Source organism: Paenibacillus xylanexedens (genome assembly GCF_017874615.1).
Lineage (GTDB): Bacteria > Bacillota > Bacilli > Paenibacillales > Paenibacillaceae > Paenibacillus > Paenibacillus xylanexedens.
The window spans coordinates 177,491-200,573 of record NZ_JAGIKV010000004.1 but is presented as its reverse complement, the minus strand read 5'-3'; the positions used below and the strand labels follow the sequence as shown (position 1 = coordinate 200,573).

20 protein-coding genes are annotated in these 23,083 nt (G+C 45.7%); 16 read left to right on the top strand and 4 right to left on the bottom strand.

What is annotated here, in order from left to right:
* Positions 1-115: 115 nt before the first annotated feature.
* Complete coding sequence (locus tag J2Z28_RS06985; RefSeq protein ID WP_211081705.1) at positions 116-1,456, bottom strand: MFS transporter; 1,341 nt, start codon at positions 1,454-1,456, stop codon at positions 116-118.
* Between the two features lie 30 nt (positions 1,457-1,486).
* Positions 1,487-1,933: a MarR family winged helix-turn-helix transcriptional regulator gene (locus J2Z28_RS06980; RefSeq protein WP_244988149.1), complete on the bottom strand. Its 447-nt coding sequence runs from the start codon at positions 1,931-1,933 to the stop codon at positions 1,487-1,489.
* Between the two features lie 231 nt (positions 1,934-2,164).
* Between J2Z28_RS06980 and J2Z28_RS06975 the strand changes: the two genes are divergently transcribed.
* From J2Z28_RS06975 to J2Z28_RS06965, 3 genes are all read left to right on the top strand, one after another.
* On the top strand, positions 2,165-2,638 hold the full coding sequence (locus J2Z28_RS06975) for an RbsD/FucU family protein (protein ID WP_211081704.1): 474 nt from the start codon (positions 2,165-2,167) through the stop codon (positions 2,636-2,638).
* Between the two features lie 267 nt (positions 2,639-2,905).
* Positions 2,906-3,367: a GNAT family N-acetyltransferase gene (locus J2Z28_RS06970; RefSeq protein WP_244988148.1), complete on the top strand. Its 462-nt coding sequence runs from the start codon at positions 2,906-2,908 to the stop codon at positions 3,365-3,367.
* A gap of 77 nt (positions 3,368-3,444) precedes the next feature.
* On the top strand, positions 3,445-4,065 hold the full coding sequence (locus J2Z28_RS06965; protein ID WP_237176010.1) for a TraX family protein: 621 nt from the start codon (positions 3,445-3,447) through the stop codon (positions 4,063-4,065).
* A gap of 114 nt (positions 4,066-4,179) precedes the next feature.
* Here J2Z28_RS06965 and J2Z28_RS06960 read toward each other — a convergent pair whose 3' ends face one another.
* Together J2Z28_RS06960 and J2Z28_RS06955 are read right to left on the bottom strand one after the other, a co-directional pair.
* Positions 4,180-7,854 carry a non-ribosomal peptide synthetase family protein gene (locus J2Z28_RS06960; RefSeq protein ID WP_244988168.1) on the bottom strand — a complete coding sequence of 1,225 codons (3,675 nt, stop codon included), beginning with the start codon at positions 7,852-7,854 and terminating at the stop codon, positions 4,180-4,182.
* Between the two features lie 79 nt (positions 7,855-7,933).
* The gene (locus J2Z28_RS06955) at positions 7,934-9,676 is read right to left on the bottom strand and encodes a methyl-accepting chemotaxis protein (RefSeq protein WP_100529440.1); all 1,743 of its coding nucleotides are present in this window, start codon (positions 9,674-9,676) and stop codon (positions 7,934-7,936) included.
* Positions 9,677-10,185: 509 nt separating this feature from the next.
* Between J2Z28_RS06955 and rpiA the strand changes: the two genes are divergently transcribed.
* The 13 genes from rpiA to J2Z28_RS06890 all read left to right on the top strand — a co-directional run bounded on the left by rpiA (position 10,186) and on the right by J2Z28_RS06890 (position 23,051).
* Positions 10,186-10,857, top strand: coding sequence for a ribose-5-phosphate isomerase RpiA (rpiA, locus tag J2Z28_RS06950; RefSeq protein ID WP_047842431.1), 672 nt, complete (start codon positions 10,186-10,188; stop codon positions 10,855-10,857).
* A 25-nt stretch (positions 10,858-10,882) separates the two neighbouring features.
* Positions 10,883-11,482 (top strand): GNAT family N-acetyltransferase, encoded by a 600-nt coding sequence (locus J2Z28_RS06945; RefSeq protein ID WP_244988147.1) that lies wholly within the window; start codon positions 10,883-10,885, stop codon positions 11,480-11,482.
* Between the two features lie 15 nt (positions 11,483-11,497).
* On the top strand, positions 11,498-11,959 hold the full coding sequence (locus J2Z28_RS06940) for a MarR family winged helix-turn-helix transcriptional regulator (RefSeq protein WP_036670259.1): 462 nt from the start codon (positions 11,498-11,500) through the stop codon (positions 11,957-11,959).
* Positions 11,960-12,196: 237 nt separating this feature from the next.
* Positions 12,197-12,940, top strand: coding sequence for a cobalamin B12-binding domain-containing protein (locus tag J2Z28_RS06935; protein WP_211081702.1), 744 nt, complete (start codon positions 12,197-12,199; stop codon positions 12,938-12,940).
* 66 nt (positions 12,941-13,006) lie between these two features.
* Complete coding sequence (locus J2Z28_RS06930) at positions 13,007-14,704, top strand: ATP-binding protein (protein WP_244988167.1); 1,698 nt, start codon at positions 13,007-13,009, stop codon at positions 14,702-14,704.
* 36 nt (positions 14,705-14,740) lie between these two features.
* Entirely contained in the window at positions 14,741-15,694 is a 954-nt protein-coding gene (locus J2Z28_RS06925; protein ID WP_211081700.1) for an alpha/beta hydrolase, read from the top strand.
* Positions 15,695-15,762: 68 nt separating this feature from the next.
* Positions 15,763-16,476 (top strand): class I SAM-dependent methyltransferase, encoded by a 714-nt coding sequence (locus J2Z28_RS06920; protein WP_211081699.1) that lies wholly within the window; start codon positions 15,763-15,765, stop codon positions 16,474-16,476.
* 68 nt (positions 16,477-16,544) lie between these two features.
* Positions 16,545-16,730, top strand: a complete 186-nt coding sequence (locus tag J2Z28_RS06915) for a hypothetical protein (protein WP_211081698.1) — start codon at positions 16,545-16,547, stop codon at positions 16,728-16,730.
* Between the two features lie 55 nt (positions 16,731-16,785).
* Positions 16,786-17,223, top strand: a complete 438-nt coding sequence (locus J2Z28_RS06910; protein ID WP_211081697.1) for a GNAT family N-acetyltransferase — start codon at positions 16,786-16,788, stop codon at positions 17,221-17,223.
* Between the two features lie 220 nt (positions 17,224-17,443).
* Positions 17,444-17,902: a MarR family winged helix-turn-helix transcriptional regulator gene (locus tag J2Z28_RS06905; protein WP_211081696.1), complete on the top strand. Its 459-nt coding sequence runs from the start codon at positions 17,444-17,446 to the stop codon at positions 17,900-17,902.
* Positions 17,899-21,066 (top strand): MMPL/RND family transporter, encoded by a 3,168-nt coding sequence (locus tag J2Z28_RS06900; protein ID WP_211081695.1) that lies wholly within the window; start codon positions 17,899-17,901, stop codon positions 21,064-21,066. Before J2Z28_RS06905 ends, J2Z28_RS06900 begins: the two co-directional genes overlap by 4 nt.
* Before the next feature lie 204 nt (positions 21,067-21,270).
* Positions 21,271-21,897: a GDSL-type esterase/lipase family protein gene (locus J2Z28_RS06895; protein WP_211081694.1), complete on the top strand. Its 627-nt coding sequence runs from the start codon at positions 21,271-21,273 to the stop codon at positions 21,895-21,897.
* A 92-nt stretch (positions 21,898-21,989) separates the two neighbouring features.
* On the top strand, positions 21,990-23,051 hold the full coding sequence (locus J2Z28_RS06890; protein WP_211081693.1) for a phosphotransferase: 1,062 nt from the start codon (positions 21,990-21,992) through the stop codon (positions 23,049-23,051).
* Positions 23,052-23,083 lie beyond the last annotated feature (32 nt).

The following is a 23,083-nucleotide window of genomic DNA, read 5'->3' as shown; positions in this document are numbered from 1 at the left end:
TTAACATTCAGATCTGTTCCAATAATAAACGCGTTTACGCCTAAGAAAGCGAATGAATTTGCTTTCTCGGTGTAAACGCGTTTCTCGTTTCTATGTTCAGAATGACCTTAACCAATCAATCGTGTTTGCTTTTATTCGACTGGCCAGTTTCGGTGTTGCCGGCTCCAGATTCTGAATTCTTGGATTGATCTTGAGGTGGTTCCGTCGCAGTGATATGAGTATGAGCGAGCAGAGCATGAGGTTCAATGGAGAAGCTGCCGCTTCGTTTTCCCTGAATCAGATATATAAGCAAGAACAGAATCATAAACATCACGGAATATCGATACATATCGGTATAACTGGTTATGGCCGCAATGGCGCCAAGAAGAAGGGCACCGGTCGCAATACCCAGATCCAGCGAGTTCAAAAACATACCGTTAGCCATACCCCGTTGAGTAGGAGATACAACTTGAATCATCCAGGTCTGCAGAGACGACTGCATGGAACCATAACCGATTCCGTAGATAAAGGCAGCGATGAACAGGAAGGACATGGAGGTTGCATACGAGAGCAGAATGAGGCCGACAGCAACGAATATTGCCCCTGGAATGAGCAGTGCTTTTGGACCTTTATTATCATAGATCCGTCCTGCAAATGGTCTAACCAATAACACGGCGAGTGCATTGAACAAAAAGAACAGCGCAGGATTGGCCAGATTGGCTTCCTTACCATACAAAACGATGAATCCGACAAGCCCACCATAGGTGATGGATAACAGGCAGTTCAGCACACTGGGTAGAATCAGCTTGCGGTTGAAAGGTATCTTCTGTTTTGGGTTGGACCCTGAAGCACTTGTTGTGGCTTGTGGCATGATGGTTGTACTGTTATCGGTTCGGACTGCTTTTTTGCGTGTCAGCGAATAACTCAGTGGATAGATCACAGCGAGAACACCCGCAGTACATAACATCAGGGTTACAAATCCAGCACCCTGGAGCAGAGTAACCCCAATGATTGGCCCCATAGACATAGCCAGACTAGTTGATAGACCAAAGTAACCCATACCTTCACCCATTCGTTTGACGGGTACAATGTCCGAGGCCATCGTTGGAAAAGCGGTACTGCTCATACCAAACCCGATACCAAACAACATTCTGAGCAACAAGAGCACAGCTATACCGGCAGCAAAATAATAGCCGAGCGTTGCCAGCAGGGCTACGGACAGGCCGATATAGATCATGGCGTTACGAAGACCCTTCTCCAGTGCTTTCGCGGAATAGAGACGGGCTGCTATGGCACTTAGTGCAAACAGACAGGTGAATAAACTTACTTCAAATGCATTGGCGTGAAATCGCTCCTGAACGTAGGACGGAAGCGGAGAGACGATCATGTGCAGTTGCAAGAACAACAAGAAGTTGCACAGCATCAGCAGAATAAAATCGGTAGTCCATAGTCTAACTTGTGTAGATTGTTCTTTCATGATGATGTATTCCCCCTGAGTTGTGATTCATTACAAGTTGCGGTTAATGAGGGAAAGAGTATGTTTAAATGCTTCCATCTGGTCTTCGGATATACCTTCAGCAAGTTCTTTATTCATTTCTCTTTCAATCGGAACGAGGATATCAATTAACGCTTTGCCTTCCGTGGTGAGATATAACAGATAGGCTCTGCGATCCTGTTCGCTGGTCCGGCGTTCTACCCAGCCTTTTTTCTCAAGCAGATCAATAATCCGCGCAGTGGTAGGTTGGTCTTTGAAGACACGTGCGGCGAGCTCCTTCTGATTCACACCTTCACCGCGGTCAACATTAAAGAGAACAGAAAATTGCTCTGTCGTAATATCATAAGGTTTGAACCGCGTTGCAAGTAAAGCTACAGCTTTACGATGTGTGAAACCCAGCATGAATCCAACAGATTGCTCCAGTGTATAGTCCATGTAATTGCCAGACCTCGCTTTCATAATAAAATGTCCCAATTAATTAGTTGTTACAACAACTATATGTCAAACAAGTATTTTTGTCAAAATGAAATATTCTCATATCGAACTTACGTGTATGCTGTGCAATGATCCAAAAATACTGTTAGAATTGTGATGAAACCGCTTTTATAGAATCCATGTCTAGCATGCTTGAAGAATGGAGAAAACCAATTTGCTCTAACTGATGTTGGAGATGAACAAGGAGAGCTGTGTATGCTAAAGAATATACCCGCAATAATACCTCCAGAGTTACTCAAAATCATGTCTGAAATGGGCCATGGAGACGAGTTGGTTCTGGCGGATGGCAATTTCCCCGCAGCCAGTCATGCCAAGCGACTGGTACGCTGTGATGCACTGGGAGTCGTTGAACTGCTGGATGCCATCCTGCAATTATATCCACTGGATACCTATGCTGAGCGTCCCGCTGCTGTCATGCAGGTTGTGAAAGGGGATCAGGTGATCCCGATCATATGGGAAGACTATCGCCGGTTGATTGAAGAATATGAAGGCATCACGGATGCTTTTGATCATGAAGAGCGATTTGATTTTTATAAACGCGCTTTGAATGCCTATGTGATTGTTGCAACTGGTGAGCGCGCCCAATATGCCAATCTGATTTTGAAGAAAGGCGTCATTTTCCCCGATGCTGATCCTGGTCAGGAACAGCAGAATGCTGAATCGAACTGAATAATTACGGCGACGGAGCAGTGGATGCTTTGGTCGCCTTTTTATTTTTGCCAATACGAAGTAAATATAACAAAACGTACAGAATTGGTATGGACTAGATAAGCAGGATGCAATCTGGAAGCGCGCATGAACGAATGTCAGCTCACTGCTCAAGATACTACAAACTTTGATGCAGATGATGAATGGGGAAAAGGAAAGGACTGTTTTACAATTGAAAGAAATACAAACGAAGAGACGATGGTCTTCATCCCAGAGGAGTTGAGTGAAATGCAGCACCAAATCAGACAAGCGGGTCTTCCTGATAGTAACGAAGTGGGACAATTGTTCAATGAGTACAGGATGTTCTACAGCCAAAATGCTGACATTGAAGCAGCACGTCAGTATATTAGAGAACGAATGGAACGCCATGAATCGGTGATTTTGGTAGCAGAACCGGATCCACTCTCGAATGGCTTAATTTGCACCGGATTCGTTCAACTGTATCCCAGTTTCAGTTCGGTATCGATGGGGCCTGTCTGGGTGCTTAATGATCTATATGTGCATACGGATTATCGTCAGCAAGGCATTGCCAGGAAGCTCTTGCAAGCAGCCAAGCAATTGGCATCTGAGCGAGGAGTTCTTCGTATATCACTCTCAACTGAGTTAAGTAACAAGCAAGCCCAAGCTTTATATGAATCCGAAGGATATGCACAGGATACCAAATTCATGTATTATGAACTTAATGTATAAGAGGTTGCTCAAAAAGACGCACTATATGAATGAATGGCACACTCGTGTCGTCGGCAACAAGGGAGGGGAGTCGCAACATGATGCAGTGGATTGCCATGATCACGATGTTAATTGATCATATAGGGGCTGTCTTTTTTCCACATATTATAGAACTCAGGATCATAGGTCGTATCGCTTTTCCAATCTATGCTTTTGCAGTGTATATCGGTTATAAACATACACGAGACGTACAAAAATACATATGGCGGCTGTTCTGGATTGCGATCATATCACAGGTGCCGTTCATGGCTGCGTTTAATCATTATTCTCTGAACGTGGTGTGGACATTGTGGTCAGCCCTGTTGGTATTATTCGTTATCGATAAATTGCCATCCAAACTACTAGGGATTCCGATTGTAATTGGAGCAGGGTGGTTCATGGAAATTAGCCAAATGGATTACGGGATGTACGGGTTGTTATTGGTTCTGTTATTCCGTTATTTCCAGGGTCCTGTACTTGTCGTGGCACATGTCTTGTTAAATGCACTATATCTTCTGCTGCATAACAGCTCTGTGCAAATGTATAGTGTGCTGGCAACCGCCGGCATTGCTATTGCTCAGTATTACCAGGCGGGTTTCCGTATGAAGGGGCCACGTTGGGTCTGGCGTTATTTCTATCCAGCTCATCTTGCCATCATTGCAATTATCCGATGGGTCTAAAAAATGATCCGAAAATGCGAAGAAAAGAAGCCATCTTATCGTCAGTGAATGACGATAGATGGCTTCCTTTCTTGTGACCTTATTTATTAATTAAATGCTAATGATAAAGTGAACTTACTCCATTGCTGTAGAAGTGCCGTTATGGTGCCGGATTGCAGACGGGAAATATCCAATCTGAACGGCGTAGTCTAACATGGCGGAGATGAAGCGATCATCTGTTTTTGCACATGAGATTCCGGCAGGTTCCACATAAGCCGTGGTGACAGGGCAAGCATAGACATATGCTGAATCCTTCGCACCGTCGCCTTCAAGCTGTGCAATAGCCAACTGAAGAGCTTCCGGCTCTTTGCTGATGCTGGCATCGAACAACCAACGTGTGTAATCCGCGAATGGTAGCGTCTCGACTTCGTAACCAGCCCGATTCACAGAACGGATCAGCTCGTCATAACGGATGGGCTCCGGATTACAGATGTGGAATACACGACCGGCGGTATCCTGACGTAAGGCCAGATGAACGATAGCTTCACTTGCATAGTTGATCGGTGTAAAATCAACCATCCAGTCAGCCGCAGGAGCCTTGCCGAGCAATAACATCGCTTTGATCATACGATAAAAGGCGTTGCTATCAATATTGGACTGGAAGCGTCCAGTTTCAGAGTGGCAAGTGAGATTACCTGCACGATAGATGCTCACAGGTACACCTTGCTCGGCGGCAATCATGAGCACTTTCTCGGCTTCAAGCTTGCTGTCCGAATACAGGTTGTCCACATGCAAGTCAGCCGGGAACCGATCATATTGCAGGGAAGATTCCCATTGTCCGCTGAGTGCCAGATCTTCCGGAATACCCATCGTGGATACATGGTGGAAGGAGGCCCCAGGTTTGCTGCGAATCAGATCCAGTAAAGCCACCGTTCCTTCCACGTTTGTTCTGGCGAACTGATCGGCATCGCCAAAATGACGGACGTCTGCAGCGCAGTGGATGACACGGTCAATTCGATCCTGAACATAAGCCCTTTGTTCAGCGGACAGGCCGAGATTAGGTTGTTCGAGATCCCCTTCAATAATCTCCACGCGAGTGGAGATTTGGTCAGTCAGTTGTTTGCCGAAATAACCTTCCAACACGTTAGTCAAACGTTCCATTGCAGTTATTCCATTGGATGGTCGACGAACAAGGGTGTAGATCCGTGTACTGGAATTCAGAATTAACTGTTGCAGCACATGAGAGCCCAGATAACCTGTTGCTCCAGTCAGCAACACATGCTCAGGTTCACGAATGAGCGGATACCCCAACTGGGATGTTAGCTCCACAGGGTGTTCGGATAATTGTGTAATCATACCGTCGGTCACCACTGAATCCGTAACTACTGCTGCACTGAGAGACAATACTTCCACACGACGCGCGAGAGCGCGGACTGTTTTTTCGGCAAAGAAGTCGGCAATTTTCAGTTGCGGATAATGTGGCTTCAGAATGACCAGTACATGAATGACCCGGAGTGAATCACCACCGATATTGAAGAAACTGTCTTCGACACCGAAGTCATCATGCTGAAGGATTTCTTTCCATGCGTCCAGGATAATGGATTCCGTCTCCGTCTCAGGCATGACCCGATCAGGGCGATCTTCATGTCGTTCCACATGAGACAGGGATACCATCGCTTTGCGATTGATTTTTCCAGTTGGTGCAATCGGCATTTCATCCAGTTGACAGATCCACTTCGGTACAAAATAAGAAGGAAGTTTCTCTGTCAGTTCTGCCTTGATGTTCGAAACAGAGAGGGTACTGCCATCTTTCGATGTAAAGTAACCAACTAGCATATTTTGTCCATCGGATTCTTTCTTCGGAATGACGGCAACGTTCTGGATCTGATCAAGCCGTGCAAAGTGATCTTCAATCTCCCCGATCTCAATCCGGTGACCACGAATTTTTAGCTGTGAGTCACTGCGACCGACATATTCCAGCAACCCGGTATCCAGCAATTTGGCAATATCGCCAGACTTGTAGATTTTCTCACCTATCGCAAACGGGTTCTCAATGAATGCTTGCTCTGTGCGTTCTGGCTGATTCAGGTAACCTTTGGCCAATGCAGGGGTAGCAATATATACCTCACCAGGTACACCTGCCGGACAGAGCTGTTGTTCTTCATTCACAATGTATACTTTGTAGTTATGAATCGGTTTACCGATAGGGATGTTCACCACATGTTCGGGAACCTGCTCACTGATGCGGTGAGTAGTTGTGGCTACTGTACATTCGGTAGGACCGTACACATTAACAATATCAATCTGGTTTCCGAATTTGCGCTGGAAGGCACGAACTTGTTCACCATAGAGCGCTTCTCCGGCTACAGTAATGATTCTGACTTTGGCCAGCTTGTGGAAACCTTCATCGGATAAGTAGGAAGCAAGCTGATTGAAGAAAATCGTAGGCAGTATCGTAATGATGGTTGTTCCTGTCCGTTCAATTGCACTTGCGAATTCTTCAACGGATACACGTTCTTCCGCAGACAACAGATATAACTCTGCTCCATAGAACAAGGCGCCGATGGTATCCCACACGGATGCATCAAAGCTGTATGTAGCAAACTGGGTTAATACATCTCCTGGTTGAATGTCACAATCACGCTGAACCACACTGCCAAGATTGGTTACACCCCGGTGGGCAATCAGTGCACCTTTGGGTTTACCGGTCGACCCTGACGTGTAGATAATATACGCAAGATCATCGGGCTGAATATCCAGATTGGGGTTACTTGCTGCAAATCCGGCCAAACGACCATCCACAGCGAGAATCTGACGGACCGTAGCTATACTGGAGAACAAGCTGGAAGCTTGGGCATAAGAAGCCTCCGTTGTCAGCACGAAGGAGGACGCCGTATCTTCCACGATATAACTGTTACGTTCTTGTGGATGCTCAGGGTCGATCGGAACATATGCACCACCTGCCTTCAGAATACCAAGCAGGGAGATGATGGTCTCCAGACTTCGATCCATAAAGATACTGACGAATTCACCTTTCTGCAATCCATTGGATAACAGAACACGTGCAACCTGGTTAGCTCGTTCATTCAATTCCCTGTACGTATAACTTTTGGATGGCGATGTTATCGCCGGTGAATCCGGATATGCTGCTGCCGTTGCTTCGAACCAACCATGAACCGTCTGATTCTCTGGTTCGAGAACGGAAGTATCATTCATTTCACGGTAAAGCAATCGATCTGAAGCGGAGAGAATATCCACCGTACCGATTGCTTTCTCACCGTCACGCAAGAGGGCGAGTAGAAGAGTCTGATAATATTCTGCATATCTCAGCACGGTAGACTCTTTCAACAGTGAACTATCATAGAACAGATCGAGGATGAGCATATTCTGATCATCTCGAACGTTCCAATTTAATATTTGAGGAGCTTGAGGCAACTGTACACTATTCAGCATAAAAAACGTTTCAGGGTATCCACCGTTTTGCAACGTGTATTCAATCTTGAGCTGCTCTGAAACCTGATGACACAGTTGGCTGAAGGTCAATTTCCCCTGAATCTGTAATGAAAGATAGGAAGCTGCCTGATCGGGTGCAAGTATACCGATGGCAAGTTCCTGTTCAGCTGACAATCGGAATAACAAGGCTGCATAAGCTGAGAGGAGTACCGGGTACACCATCTGTTCTCCATACTTCTGTTTAAGTTCACGACTCAGAGAAGCATGTAATGTGATTTGAGCAGACTGATAAGAGAATGATTGTTGACGTCGCCCAAAATCCAGTGGAATCTGCAGAACTGGCAAGCTAGATTCCATGGAATGGGAAGAAGATGGTTGGTTTTCAATCACTTCAGTTATTCCTCCTTGGTTCAAACCGAATGTTTGTGGATTCGAATTATTGTTTGCTTACATTGAAATGAGAGATCAGTTCTTGGAGTTCCTCAGACATGCTGTTAAGGCGTGTGGAGGAGTCTACCAGTGTAATCAAAGATGCTTTTTGCTCATCAACAGATGAGGAAATTTGTTCACTGCTGTTTGCTGTCTTGCTTACGCTTGAAGACAAGTCGTCTGCTGTAGCGGTCATTTCCTCCGTACCCGCAGAGATTTCTTCCGTCGCGCTTGATACTTCCTGAATCTGATTAGATACTTTTTTCGCTGCTTCTAAAATATCTTCGAACAGTTGTCCTGTTTGATCGGCTACGCTGAGGCCTGTATCTACTTCTGACGTGCCTTGTTCCATAGCACGTACAGCTTGTTTAATTCCAGCTTGAATCTCTTGGATCAATACACCAACCTGGCTGGTTGCTTGTTCAGACTGCTCGGCAAGTTTGCGTACTTCACCTGCAACAACTGCAAATCCTCTTCCTTCTTCACCAACACGAGCTGCTTCAATGGATGCATTAAGAGCAAGCAAGTTAGTCTGGCTGGAGATTCCCGAGATGATATTGAGAATATCGCCGATTTCCTGTGAACGACTCTCCAGAACCTCAATGGCAGAAGCGGTATTCTTAACCGATTCCGTAATCAGATTCATCTGTTCGGATACCTGACGGACAACGCTGTTACCTTGTTGTGAACGACGTTCCATCTCATAGGCTTCATCCGCTACACTTGCGGAGCTGCTGGCAATGGTCTGGATTACGGTAGCCATCTCGGACATGGCACGTGCACTATCCCGGGTTGCCTGTTCCTGTGAACGAATGTTGGAAGTGATTTGAGTTACATTATTATTGATAGAATCTGCATTCTCACTGTTGCGTTCGGAAACTTCATATAGCTCTTTGGCAGACTGATTTACTTCTTGTGATGTGATTTGCACTTTAACGATAGTATCGTTGATTTTTCGAACCATGGTGTTGAACTTTTCGTTAACGAGTCCCAGATCGTCTTTGCCTGTCGGAATGTTGACATTCAAATTACCCCGACTGACGTCATCAATTCCTTTGATCAAGTGACGGATAGGGGAAAGTGTGTTTTTAACTACAAGGTATTGGATAATCAGGAATAACAGCAAGAAGGCCACAAGGATGATAATTCCGTTTTTGAGCAAGGAGTTCAGTCCTGCGGGTACGGCTGATGCATCTGCATCAACGGCAAAATATGAGAAAATCTTACCGTTGCTGTCTTTGATTGGATATGCAATGGTTGTCCATGTTCCGAAATCATCGGAATAAAATGTTGTGAATGTTGGGCGATCCGTATTAAGCATTTCTTTCAGTGCATTGGCTACAACGACCGGTTGCTCATACATGTCACCAATATTAACGTTCTCACTTTGAAAAGCTTCTCTTAGATTGGTCGGCATCGCTACAAGGGAAGTTAATCTCTTGTTATCGCCACCGAGCTCAACACCGAAGATGTAGGCTTGTGCAATGTTAGGATAATATTCTTGCATCTCATCGAAATACGCTCGTAATTTCGTTTGTGTTGCTCCATCATAGCTACCTTCCGCAATAGCAGCTTGTACCTCGGTAGGATTGATATCTTCAGCCCACTTTTTGGTAATTTGTTCCACCTGTCCATGCAGTTGATCAACAAGAACTGTTTTTTGAAAATAGTAACTGCTTGCGATAAGTGCTACCCCGATGATAACGATATTAGTAAATGAGAGTAACAAATTTTTGGAGAAAAACGACATGCTTTTCCAACTTAATGATTTCACTAAACTCCACTCCTGATCTTCTTTAAATTAAGAAACTTTAGGGTTGCATTGGTACAGTGAACTAGATCATTCCGTGATCCCCTCCAAAGGAAATTTATGCGACCATGGTCTTGGTTTATCAGTCGCTTTCGTAGAGACTTATGTACCGTATGAACCATAGGTGTCTAATTATTAAAACACATCTATAATTAATATGTCGTATAAAATGTCGTTAAATTGAATAGTATCGTTAAATTTTTTTTAATATTTTACGTATTTATGGACATATCAGATGGTTTATAGGTATTTAGAACTGTTTATTTTAAAATTTCCCATTTTTTAGCTTCATTCTGTATTCTATAACATGGTGGGTAAAAATACATCCTTCAACAAACAAAAATATGATGGCAGAGATGCAACAGAAGGCACGGATATACATCGGAAGCGGTTTTATCTATAATAACTACATATGCATTTCTCAAATTATGAGCAGCGGGGGTTTATAGATGAATCTTAAACAGATAGCAGCAGAGCGTGCGGCAGAATATGTTGAAGATGGAATGAAGGTTGGATTGGGTACAGGTTCAACAGCTTATTATGCCATCTGCCGGATCGGTGAGCGGGTACGTGATGGATTGAACATTCAAGCGGTTGCCACTTCAGAGGCTTCGGACAAGCTTGCCCGTGAATGGGGGATTCCCATCGTCCCATTTGACCAGATTGGACGTCTGGATCTGACCATTGATGGCGCTGATGAAGTAGATCCCGAATTTAACCTGATTAAAGGGGGGGGCGGGGCTCTTTTGCGTGAGAAAATCGTGGCGGCCAATAGTGACAAATTGATTATTGTAGCGGATGGCAGCAAAGCCGTGCAAAAGTTGGGGAAATTCCCGCTTCCAGTTGAGGTGGTTCCATTTGCTTCTGAGTGGACCTTCCAGGCGCTCGAAAAATTGGGGTGTCAACCACAGTGGCGGATGGATGGACAGCAACGTTATCTGACAGACAACGGAAACCTGATAGCAGATTGCCACTTGGAGGCGATTGATCACGCTGCGGACCTTAATGTTCAATTGAACATGTTACCAGGTGTTGTTGATAACGGACTATTTGTGGATATGGCTAGTACAGTCATTCTTGCCAATGCGGACGGAAGTATCGAAGAGCTTCATCGTTCTTAATATGGAAGAGGGTGATTTTCATCGTATGAAAGAACTGCCAATCGTTGATGGGGAACTTGTACTCAGGTGTGTGGAGAAACAGGATCTGAAAGAACTCTATGAATTGATCTACAGTGATGATGTACCTGAATGGAAGCAATGGGATGCACCCTATTACCCACTTAAACACGAAAGTTATGAAAGTTTTGAACAAGGTATGCTCAAAAGTATGGACGTAGATCCAGGCGATTCCAGACCCGTACCAATCCGTATTATTGAATCCGACAGACAAATTGTGGGTACAATCAGCTATTACATAGAAGATGAGTTATCCATGTGGCTGGAAATGGGGATTGTAATATACAGATCTGTCCAGTGGGGACGCGGGGTTGGCACACGCTCACTTACCATGTGGTCAAGTCATTTGTTCGAACATATGCCTTTGGTTCGGGTTGGATTGACTACTTGGTCTGGTAATGAACGTATGATGCGTGCGGCTGTGAAAGCCGGATTACAGGTGGAGGGGCGAATGCGGAAGTGTCGTATCGTTCGCGGGCAGTACTATGATTCAATTCGTATGGGGATGCTCCGTGAGGAGTGGGAGCAGAAGCTGGCCTCTCATACGAGCCGAAATGTAAACAACTGATGGAGGATTATTGAAATGCTGAACACGGAGGACAACCGGGAACTGTCTTTACAATTATTCGTGGTTCTTGTTCGGGCCTACAATTCTGTGACCTCACGTTCCAATCGGGACATCCAGAGTCACGGACTGAATACGACAGAATTTGGTGTACTTGATTTGTTATATCATAAGGGACCACAGGCATTGCAAAAGATTGGTGAAAAGGTGTTAATGTCCAGTGGTAATATTACGTATGTTGTAGATAAGTTGCAAAATAAAAATCTGCTGTTTCGTCGACCTTCCAAGGAAGATCGGCGTGTCATTTACGCTGAGTTAACCGAGGAAGGAAGAGAATTGTTCACACAGATATTTCCTCAACACCATCAGGTCATCATTGATGCTTTGGAAGGACTTGACCCTTCCGAGAAAGTAGCTGCGATTAAGATGTTGAAGAAGCTGGGACTGGCGGCAGAAGGGAAAACTGACTTGCGTTCATAACGCAGGTCAGTTTTTTTTGTGGAACTCGAAAAGTACACGCATATACTGGCTGACTGACTTGCAAGGCCCTCCATAATATAGGAAGATTGTTCTATACATTCATCGTGTGTAAAACATGATTATCGAAAGTTCATGTATAATGGAACATAACGATTAAGAGCGGAATGGATGGATTGGATCAAGTAGAAGGTATCACCAGAAGACCTGGCGATTAATCTCAATCTGATCAAAGAGACATTGGAAGAAGAATTTGACCATCCTTCAAAGGCACTTCTGCTTGAGTATCTGGAGATGGGAATATATAGAACAACACATATGGAGTCACAAGCGGGTTACATCAACGAATCCATGCCATATGGAGATACCGCGCAATCGTACTTACAGTGCTTGCTTGAGAATAAACGGTATGAAGCCTTTGAGATCATTGAAGCCCAGTTAGAAGCCGGGGTGACGATTCGTGATATTTATCGATATATCTTTCAGCCCACCCAATATGAAATTGGACGATTGTGGCAATGCCATCGTATCAGTGTGGGGCAAGAACACTTTTGTACGGCAGCGACCCAGTCATTCATATCACGTCTTTATTCTCGCTGGCTGATTCATACGGGTCAGGATAAAAAACTAGTGGCTACCTGTGTAGGCAGTGAACAACATGAGATCGGACTGCGTATGCTCACAGATGTGTTCGAGATGGAAGGTTGGGATACGCACTATCTGGGGGCCAATGTTCCCAATGGAAGTGTAATAGAGGCTATAGAGCGGCATCAGGGCGATGTTGTTGCGATTTCAGTTACGATGACGTATCACCTTCATCTGGCCAAAGAGTTGATTCATCTGATTCGTCATCATCCGGCAACGGCACATGTGAAGATTATGGTTGGGGGATATCCCTTTAATATTGATCAGGAGTTGTGGAAAACGATAGGAGCCGACGGTTATGCTCCGGGAGCCGATGAGGCAGTTGCGGTTGCAGAATAATTACTGGCTCAGCCAGCTACATGTAATTATCTTGATATGGTTAGGGATTAGGAGAGGGATGTTGTGATGTCTAATGAGAGCGGAGAGATACAGAGGCTACGCAGAACGATTGAGCAGTTATCAGATCGGATGATCCGGAGTAAAGAGCAAGAGGAACGGACACTTACGGAATTCTCGGATATGAATAATGAACTGGTGACACTTCAGCGTCTACTTGCAAAGAACAATAACAGTCTTGAAGCTGCACGTCAGCAAGCAGTAGATGCAGGTGATTCAAAAATCGCATTTATTGCAGGCATCAGTCATGATTTTCGTACGCCATTAAATGGCATATTGGGGATGGCTGAGATGCTGAAGCTGTCTCCATTGTCTGAAGAACAGGAAAATTCCGTTTCAGTTATACAGGATGCTGCCAAACTGCTGCTTAAGCTGATTCAGGATCTTCTGGATCTGTCCAAACTTGAGGCGGGGCAGATGCGACTTGAACTGGGAGAAGTAGATCTGCAAGAGACGATAAACTATATTGTTCGTTTGCTCGAACCCCAAGTCAGAAAGAACGGAAATCAGTTATCGATAGACTGTGACCCCAGAATCTCTACCCTTCTTGAAGGGGATTCAACGAGGATTACACAGATACTGATCAATCTAATTCAGAATGCGAACAAATTCACATCAGAAGGTACAGCGCGGATACGAGTCGCCCTTATGAAAGATGATGAGATTACACAAATGATCCGATTTGAAGTCGAAGACACGGGGATTGGTATCTCGGAAGAAGATCAGAACCAGTTATTTCAACCCTACGTGCAGACTGAACGAGGACGCTCAAGTGAGTATGGAGGAACGGGCCTTGGATTATCGATCTGCAAGTCGCTCGTTACACTGATGGAAGGTCAGATTGGAGTAGACAGTCAGGAGGGTGAAGGATCAACATTCTGGTTCGAACTTACACTTGGTAAGAAAGACGGTAACCAGTCTGTTGCTTCCGCTCAAGAGCATCAGGGGCAGGATATGGATGATGAAGCTCCTTCTGTATCTGTATTGCTGGCCGATGATAATGTCATCAACCGGCAGCTTGTTATGTTGCAGCTCAAAAAACTGGGAATAACCCAAGTGGACGCTGTAGTGAATGGGGAAGAGGCAATAGCTGCTTTTCTCAGCAAAAAATACAGTTTGATTCTCATGGATTATATGATGCCAGTGATGGACGGTTTGGAGGCAACACGCAAAATCCGCTCGATAGAAATGGATGAAATGCGCCATACCACACCAATTATTGCAATGACAGGTAATGTCATGCAGGGAGAGAAAGACAAGTGTATGGAAGCCGGGATGAATGACTTTATTGGCAAACCCTTCACGCTGGAAATTTTGAGTAAGATGATCGAGAAGTGGCAGCAATCCTCCGAACCGACCGAGGTACTAAATATGAGCATCGTACATGAGATTGCGGAATTAAACACCGATGGCGATCGTACACTCCTTGGTATGTTGTTGGACATGTATCGTACCGATACACCTGGCAAAATTGAGGCGCTGCGCAGACATATTGTGTCCGGTGACCATGTTGCTGCAACCGAGGTAGCCCATGATCTGAAATCAGGGAGTTTGAGCCTGGGGATTCGTTATTTATCAACTTTGTTTGCTCAGATAGAGCAGTTCGCGAAGGAAGGTCAATCACGGAAAGCAGAACCTTTGCTGGATGCTTTGTTACCCGCCTATCAAGCAGCATGTGCATCACTGCAACGAGTAAGTAAAGATTGAACATATCTTAATGAGGAAAGAGGGTAGGGCTCGTTCATGTTATTCTACGTACTTGCAGCACTGGTACTGATCGTTCTTGCTCTTCTGTGGGCAGGAGGGCTTTATTTTTTCAAAACGGCCATTCGCCGTACACCAAAAACGTTTTTGGTAGATAATCCAAATCTGATGCCTGAACCGGACAATGAAATCATTAGCAGTGCTTCTGACCTGAAGTGGCTGGATGCTCAGCCTACAGAAGAGATATCTCTTCATTCACATGATGGATTAAAACTGTATGGTACATGGCTCGGTTCCAATAAAGGGTCGGATCAGACGGTTATTCTGGCACATGGTTATTCGGGTAGAGGCAGAGAAATGGCTGGATTTGCCCGGTTTTATGCGGAAAAGCACGGTTATAACGTACTCATGCCAGATGATCGAGGTCATGGACAGAGTGAAGGGGATATCATCGGTTTTGGCTGGTTAGATCGGAAGGATTATGTCCAGTGGACCAACTGGGTGCTTGAAAAAGTGGGTACACAAGGGGAAATCATATTGCACGGCATATCCATGGGAGGAGCAACCGTACTGATGACAGGTGGTGAAGTTCTGCCGATTCAGGTTAAAGCGATTGTCTCTGATTGTGCGTATACATCCGTGGAAGAAGAACTAACGTTCCAGTTAAAGCAATTATACAAGCTACCTGCATTTCCGTTTATACCTGTCACAAGTCTGATCTCCCGGTGGAAAGCAGGGTATTCCTTTAGAGAGGCTTCGGCTCTCAAGCAGCTTGCCAAAGTTAACGTTCCCGTGTTATTCATCCACGGTGAAGCTGATATGTTTGTACCAACGGAAATGGTGTACAGGTTGTATGAAGCTTGCCCAACCGAAAAGGAATTGCTGACCGTCCCCCGTGCGGGTCATGGTACAGCGTTTCAAGTCGATCGCACCGGATATGAGGCGGCACTGGAATCCTTTATGAAGAAAAATCTGTCACCTGCTTTTAATTGATTTTTTAGTGACAATCTGGGTATTAAGTAGAAGATGCAAATCATTTTCTAAACGATGGGGGTATCTTGATGGGAAACGAACAATTTGAGGCTGCGCGAAAAGCAGAGGCAGGCTATCATTCCAATTTCTATCAGAATAATGAATTGTTCGCCTCTGGTACCTGGATGTCGAGGCCCATGCCTATGGTGATGGATATGCTGGAACGTTTGCTTGCTCACAAGGAGGAATTGCGTGTCCTCGATCTGGGATGCGGAGTGGGAAGGCATACGATACCGATTGCACAGCGCCTTACAAAAACGAAGAGTGAAGTCATCGGTGTGGATTTGCTGGATGAGGCCGTAGACGGACTTCGCAAGTATGCGAAAAAATATCAGGTTGATCATATCGTGCAGGCAGTGAAAGCAGATGTTGAACATTATGCTGTGGAGCCAAACTATTTTGATTATATCGCTGCTTGTTCTTGTCTGGAACATGTTTCAAATAAGCAAGCCTTTATGGAAGCGATAGACCGGTTACAGGCCGGAACTCGTACAGGGGGCATTCATAGTATTACCATGAGTACCAATGTGGAGGAAAAAGAAATTAACACAGGTCGTGAGATTGAGCCGTTAATTGAGCTGAACCTGCCCACAGCCGAGGCGATTGCTATACTGGAGAAGGCTTACAAAGGCTGGAATATTCTGCTTCAGGAACATGTCACACAGACGATTGAAGAGGAAAAGTATGATGAACCGACACAATTTCGTTGTGAACTGCTTCGTTTCGCTGTACAAAAGCAATAAACTCTCTGCCGGGACCTGACAATGGACCCGGCACTCTTAATGTGTGGTCTGAAGGGAGATGGTTAAGGATGAATACATATGTAATAGGGATGGATGGAGGAGGGAGCCACACGCGTGTGGCTGTCGCAGATCAGAACGGGAAGATTTTATCCTATGTGCAAAAGAATGGTTGCAACCGTTATCACGATACCAATGCTGAGCAAAATGTGCTGGAGGGTATCGGAGCTGAATCGGCACACGACTTGAACTTTTAGAGGCTAACGACTACAATACGATAACGGAAACAAGCAAGGTATAGGAGGAATCAAGGTGTTAATTAATCTGAAATCACGCATACAGGAGCCGGAAGTACAGGAACTGTTGTCCTACTCGGTCTTTCCTGATCCGGATCACTTGAACCGTGCGTTGCAACAATATGTAGAGAAAGACGAATTGCAAATGGGCGGTTACGAAGATGAGGGACAATTGATCGGTCTGATTGGATATGAGAAGACAGCAACAAGTGAGGTTACCATTCATCATATCTCGGTTTTGCCTGAAAACCGCTTTAAAAATTATGGACGTGGTATGATCTCACAACTGTTGGCAACATACAACCCTGATAGACTGATTGCGGAGACCGAGCTGGAAGCCGTCGAGTTTTATCGGAATACGGGGTTTGTGGTATATAGTCTGGGTGAATTATACCCAGGTGTGGAGCGATTCCGTTGTGTGCTTGAAAAAGAGGAAGATACAGACGAAGAGTAGCACAGAGGCCTTTTATTACTTTAAGAAATATATGGATTATCATCATTACAGGATGTTGGATTTGGCAATGAGCTGAGTCGGACGTCCTGTTTTTTTTGTCGTTTTCATCTAAAAAGCAGGAAAAAAGTATTGCTTTGTGAGATTGTTTCATTATAGAATAGTTTCACAGAAGAATAGTTCGTCAAGCGAACTATATAGATTCGGGAAAGGAGAATGAAGAATGAGTACACCGGATGCAAAAAGTTTGGTGAACCGCTATTTGGATGCTTCCTTTATGGTCAATAAGCGGTTTGATACGCGGATACGCGAACAAGTGGGGCAGACCATAACGACCGATCAGTTCTGCGCACTTCGTCTGATTGAAGAGAAACCTTCCTGCACGCCCTCTGATCTGGCAGAGCTTCTGTGCATAGGCAAGAGCAGCATTACCGCTTTGGTCAACAAGTTGGTAGATCGCGATCTGGTCCATCGAGCCGGAGATGAACGTGACCGCAGGGTTGTGTATTTGACGCTGACAGAGACCGGAAAACAGGTATACAGGGAGACAGAACAGGAAATACAGCAGATTCTGGAGCCGTATCTGGTTCATTTTACACCGGAAGAGGTTCGAATTTTCATTGAATCTTTTGAGAAGCTTGCAGCTTTGCTATCGCATGAAGGAGGACGGGAGAAAGAATGAGAACGATACTAAAAGCAAGATGGTGGTTAATGGGGCTATGGGTTGTTGTAGCTGCCGTGTTGATGTTTACCGCCCCTAACATGAGTGAACTGATTCGGGAAAAGGGACAGTTTTCGGTTCCGGAAGGCTATTCTTCCACACAGGCAGCTGCGATTCTGAATGAAGCTGCAGCACAAAAAGGAGAGCAGCAAGGCAGCCAGATCGCCCTTGTATTTTATAATCCGGATGGTCTGGGCACCACGGGGAAACAAGAGGCAGAGAAGGCTGTTAAGCAATTGGAGGCCGACAAGGAGAAGCTGGGCATTCTGTCCATTCTGGAACCTTTCTCTCAGCCTGAATTGTCCGAGAAGATGATCTCAGCTGACGGCAAAACGATTCTAACATCGCTATCCATTGATCAGGGAGATCGTACGGTCAAGGAAATGCGGGAAGACCTGAACGAAGCATTGAAGTCCGTCAATGTGGAGCACTACATAACCGGTAAAGGTCTGATTGATGAAGACACCATTGAAAGTTCACAAGAGGGGCTTAAGAAATCGGAATATATTACAGTTGTCTTTATTTTACTCATTCTGTTCCTGGTCTTCCGTTCGTTTGTAGCTCCGTTTGTACCGCTGCTAACGGTGGGGATCAGTTACATTGTATCGCAACAGATTGTTGCATTCCTGGTGGACGGGGTCGACTTCCCCATATCCACGTTTACACAGATCTTTATGGTTGCAGTTATGTTCGGGATTGGTACGGATTACTGCATCCTGCTGATCAGTCGGTTCAAGGAAGAACTGGCTCATCATGAGAATACGTGGGATGCCATCATTGCTACCTATCGTACTGCCGGTAAAACGGTACTCTTCTCAGCACTTGCCGTGCTGGTTGGATTCATTGCGATCGGCTTTGCCCAGTTTATGTTGTACCGCTCTGCGGTTGCCGTAGCTGTAGGTATCGCTGTGATGATGCTCGCTCTGTTTACCATCGTGCCATTCTTCATGGCGGTACTGGGCAAGAAACTCTTCTGGCCGTCGAAGGGTTCACTTGAACATGCGGAGAGCAAGATCTATGGTGCAGCTGGTCGCTTTTCACTAAAACGTCCATGGGCTGCGCTGCTCATCGTTGCAGCTGTCTGTGTACCTCTTCTGGCAACCTACGATGGCAAACTGTCGTTCAACAGTCTCGATGAGATTGGCGAGAAATATGATTCCGTAAAAGCATTTAACATTATCTCTGACAGCTTTGGTCCGGGTGAATCGCTGCCGGGTCAGATCGTCATCCAGAATGATGAAGCGATGGATAATGCGAAGTATATGGCCGTTGCCGAGAAAATTAGCCGGGAAGTAGAGAAAGTAGCCGGAGTCTCTGGTGTCCGTAGTATGACACGACCTACGGGTGATGAGATTAAAGATTTTGAAGTTACACAGCAAGTGGGAACATTATCGGATGGACTGGGTGAAGGCAAGACGGGTCTGGACAAAATCCGTGATGGCCTGAGTGAAGCCAGCAGTCAGCTAAGTAAAAATGAACCACAGTTAAAAGAAGCTGCTGATGGAGCAGGTGAACTTACCAAAGGAACCTCCCAGTTGCAATCGGGTATCAAGCAACTCAGTGAGGGACTAGGGCAGATTGAAAAAGGTATTCGAGATGGTTCGGCAGGTGCAGGGGATCTGAAAGCCGGTCTTCAACAAGCCAAAACGAGTGCAGATCAGCTTGCGCAGGCGAACAATCAGTTGCTTGAAGCCTATCGTCAGGCGGGAGCAGGGGTCGCTGCGCTGGGGGATGGAACCCGCGAACTGGAACAACAGCTGAACGGGGTTTCAACAGCTCTAACCAGTCTGTCCGAATCCTTCACAGCACTTGAAGAGCGTTATCCTGAATTGCAGCAAGATGCTGATTACCAGCGTATCAAAGGTACGATTGGAGAAACAGGTTCTGGCACAGCGCAGCTTGCTCAAGGTTTGGGTCAGATTAAGACCAAACTTGGGGAAGCCGCTGCTGGAATTAATCAGGCCAATGAAGGGTTTGCCTCCGCAGCAGCCGGACAAAAGGCGCTTGCCGATGGCCTGGGCCAGATTGTAACGGGAATTGGTCAGTTGCAATCCGGTCTCAAACAGGCTGCGGATGGTCAGGGCAAAGTGATTAGTGAAATTCCTTCCATTCAGGATGGACTTGGCCAGCTTCAGGGTGGTCAGGAGAAAATTCAGCAAGGCTTCTCGGATCTGAGTGGTCAGCTGACACAACTGACAGATGGACTGAACCAGAGTGTCGATGGTATTAAACAGGTATCCGGGGGACTGGATTCAGCGCAGGACTACCTGACGCAATTGCAAAATTCACCAGATTCCGATCTGGCAGGCTGGTACGTTCCTGATGAAGCACTGAACAGCAAAGACTTCACACAGGTATTTGATACGTATCTGTCTGAAGATCGGAAAACGATGACGATTGATGTTATTTTCGCCGAAAATCCATACGGAACAGAAGCCATTGATCGTGTTCCTGACATTGAGGCGGCAGTACATCGCGCGGTACAAGGCAGTGCGCTTGAAAAAGCAGACATCGCCATAGGTGGCGTTACGAGTACGTTTGCAGATTTGCAGGAGATCTCGAATAACGACTATACACGTACTGTAATGTTGATGCTGGCAGGTACATTCATTATTCTGGTTGTGCTGCTTCGCTCGGTCATTATGCCATTGTATCTGATCGTTTCCTTATTACTGGCTTATTTCACATCCATGGCGTTAACCGAAGTGATCTTTGTTAATATCCTCGGATTCGCAGGCATCAGCTGGGTTACTCCGTTCTTCGGATTTGTTATGCTGATTGCACTCGGTGTGGATTATAGCATCTTCCTGATGGACCGTTTCAATGAGAACAAAGGCATGAAGGTACAGGATGCGATGTTGTACGCGATGAAGAACATGGGCACCGTTATTCTATCTGCCGCGGTCATTCTGAGCGGTACATTTGCTGCCATGTATCCATCCGGTGTTCTCTCGATGATGCAGATTGCCACAGTAGTCCTTAGCGGACTGATCTTGTACTCTCTGCTGTTCCTGCCATTCTTCGTCCCAGTGATGGTGAAGATGTTTGGCCGGGCCAACTGGTGGCCGTTCCCGAACAAGGAACAATCAGATTCCGTTGATTCGGATCGGACCATAGGTATGTAATGCATTGCAATGAATCAGGCTCTGCCGCGTTATGCGGCAGGGCTTTTTTCTTTTTTTTACCTCTACAGAACAAGAAATATGGTTTTATGCAAAAGAAAGGTGCATGCCTAAGGACACCATCCCGCGCCTTGTCTTACCATTCATCATAAGATATAGAGCAGTTCATTATTGTTCAGAGAAATCACAGCAGAGAGGGGCGACGGGATGGTATATCGATATGTGGCTATAGGAGATTCATTAACGGTAGGTACAGGAGCGTTGCTGGGCACCGGCTTTGTTCCTTTATATCGGCAAATGGCGGAAATGAATGTTCGTACGTTTGTATCCATGGAGAATATGGGCGTGAATGGACTGACGTCGGGGGAAATGTTGCAGATGATCTCTTCGCATCCCCGAGTGCGGCAATCGCTCCGTGAAGCAGATATCATTACCCTATCCATTGGCGGGAATGATCTGATTCGTACGTTTAAAGCAAGTAATGGCATTCCAAATGCCAGCAAAATGACACAGGTGCTCGGAGAAACCCGCAGTAATGTATCCCAGATCATGCGGCACATTCGGCAGTTAAAGGGCAACCATGAGTATATGGTCCGATCCATTGGATTGTACAACCCGTACCCACAAGCGACGGAAGCTGCGTACTGGGTGCGCCAATATAATTCGTTTTTGAATGGAGCGGGATCAGGCAACTATGCTTGTGCTCAGGTGTATGACAGGTTTGAAGGTCGTGAACGTGAACTGTTGTTCTGGGACAGAGTGCATCCTAATGCAAGAGGGTATCGTGTCATTGCGGAGCAGCTTAATCGGACGGGATATTATCCATTCTCTTGATCACTTTGGAACAGAGCTAGACCAAGCGATGGACTTCCTTTAAGATAAATAAAAGACAGTTCCATTTTGTGAGATAAAGGGGTTAATTTTTGGTGCAAAACATCGATTCCGGTTCCCTCCATCCTTCAGAGCAGCAGCGTATATCCGAAGTGTTGGCCTTATATGGTTTCACATCGGATTGGAAAGGCGAGCGTGGAAAGGGTGGGATGAATAATTCTACTTACATGCTCCATGTAGACGGGACTAATTACGTCATGAGACAATATGAAACACATAATGATCCGATGAAAATTACCTTTGAACACGAGGTGCTGGCAGCCCTTCAACGTTCGAACTTTAAGCTTGATACACCTTCACCTGTAAGGCGGTTATCTGGTGAGGGAGGTACATTCCTTCGTGTAAAAGATACCCTCACTGGTCATACCAAAATCGTGACTCTGTTTCATTATAGGGAAGGCGTCAATCCCATCTGGCACACACCAGATCAATTGATAGGGCTCGGTAAAGCGGCGGGGGCCCTGTCTTCTGTTATGGCTACGCTGGATATACCACTTGAACCTGTGTATCCACCATACTATCGAATTCAGGATGCGTATCCGCTCTGTTCACAAGAACGATTATTACAGTTATGCACATCGCCGCCGGAGCAATTGGCCTCATGTGCAAATGAGTTGAAGCAACTGAGAGAGGCGCTGCCAGATCTGTTTGAAGCCCTGCGGGGTATGGAACATCTGCCGCATCAATTGGTTCATGGGGACGTGAATGCCTCGAATGTATTGGTAGATCAGCAGGATGGTGAAATCTGTGCCATTTTGGATTTTGAATTTGCGACATGGGATTTGCGGGTAATGGAGCTGGCTGTTCCGATGTCTGACCTCCTTACCATGGACAAGAGTGAAGATTGGATGTGGCAGGCACAGGAGGGACTGATCAGGGGATTTCGGGAACAGGTCAGCCTGAAACCGGAAGAGTTGCTGGCTATACCTCGATTGATTTTACTGCGTAGTCTGGATGTGGTCATGCATTTCATCAGTCGGATGTTCGAGGGTACAGATGAGCCGGAAGTGGCTGTGGAGCAGATTGTGAAGCTGAAACAGCGGATCGACTGGATGCATCTCCATGAAGAACGACTGCGTGAGATATTGGTGTATTAATATCGCTGTTAAGAATAAAGTGCACTGGTTCT

Excerpts from the sequence above, each read along its gene's own strand:
- J2Z28_RS06945 (WP_244988147.1), top strand. The coding sequence starts at position 10,883 with ATGAAAGAACTGCCAATCGTTGATGGGGAACTTGTACTCAGGTGTGTG.
- J2Z28_RS06975 (WP_211081704.1), top strand. The coding sequence starts at position 2,165 with ATGCTAAAGAATATACCCGCAATAATACCTCCAGAGTTACTCAAAATC.
- J2Z28_RS06970 (WP_244988148.1), top strand. The coding sequence starts at position 2,906 with ATGCAGCACCAAATCAGACAAGCGGGTCTTCCTGATAGTAACGAAGTG.
- J2Z28_RS06925 (WP_211081700.1), top strand. The coding sequence starts at position 14,741 with ATGTTATTCTACGTACTTGCAGCACTGGTACTGATCGTTCTTGCTCTT.
- rpiA (WP_047842431.1), top strand. The coding sequence starts at position 10,186 with ATGAATCTTAAACAGATAGCAGCAGAGCGTGCGGCAGAATATGTTGAA.
- J2Z28_RS06980 (WP_244988149.1), bottom strand. The coding sequence starts at position 1,933 with ATGAAAGCGAGGTCTGGCAATTACATGGACTATACACTGGAGCAATCT.
- J2Z28_RS06985 (WP_211081705.1), bottom strand. The coding sequence starts at position 1,456 with ATGAAAGAACAATCTACACAAGTTAGACTATGGACTACCGATTTTATT.
- J2Z28_RS06915 (WP_211081698.1), top strand. The coding sequence starts at position 16,545 with ATGAATACATATGTAATAGGGATGGATGGAGGAGGGAGCCACACGCGT.
- J2Z28_RS06940 (WP_036670259.1), top strand. The coding sequence starts at position 11,498 with ATGCTGAACACGGAGGACAACCGGGAACTGTCTTTACAATTATTCGTG.
- J2Z28_RS06930 (WP_244988167.1), top strand. The coding sequence starts at position 13,007 with ATGTCTAATGAGAGCGGAGAGATACAGAGGCTACGCAGAACGATTGAG.
- J2Z28_RS06895 (WP_211081694.1), top strand. The coding sequence starts at position 21,271 with ATGGTATATCGATATGTGGCTATAGGAGATTCATTAACGGTAGGTACA.
- J2Z28_RS06955 (WP_100529440.1), bottom strand. The coding sequence starts at position 9,676 with ATGTCGTTTTTCTCCAAAAATTTGTTACTCTCATTTACTAATATCGTT.
- J2Z28_RS06965 (WP_237176010.1), top strand. The coding sequence starts at position 3,445 with ATGATGCAGTGGATTGCCATGATCACGATGTTAATTGATCATATAGGG.
- J2Z28_RS06960 (WP_244988168.1), bottom strand. The coding sequence starts at position 7,854 with ATGGAATCTAGCTTGCCAGTTCTGCAGATTCCACTGGATTTTGGGCGA.
- J2Z28_RS06905 (WP_211081696.1), top strand. The coding sequence starts at position 17,444 with ATGAGTACACCGGATGCAAAAAGTTTGGTGAACCGCTATTTGGATGCT.
- J2Z28_RS06920 (WP_211081699.1), top strand. The coding sequence starts at position 15,763 with ATGGGAAACGAACAATTTGAGGCTGCGCGAAAAGCAGAGGCAGGCTAT.
- J2Z28_RS06900 (WP_211081695.1), top strand. The coding sequence starts at position 17,899 with ATGAGAACGATACTAAAAGCAAGATGGTGGTTAATGGGGCTATGGGTT.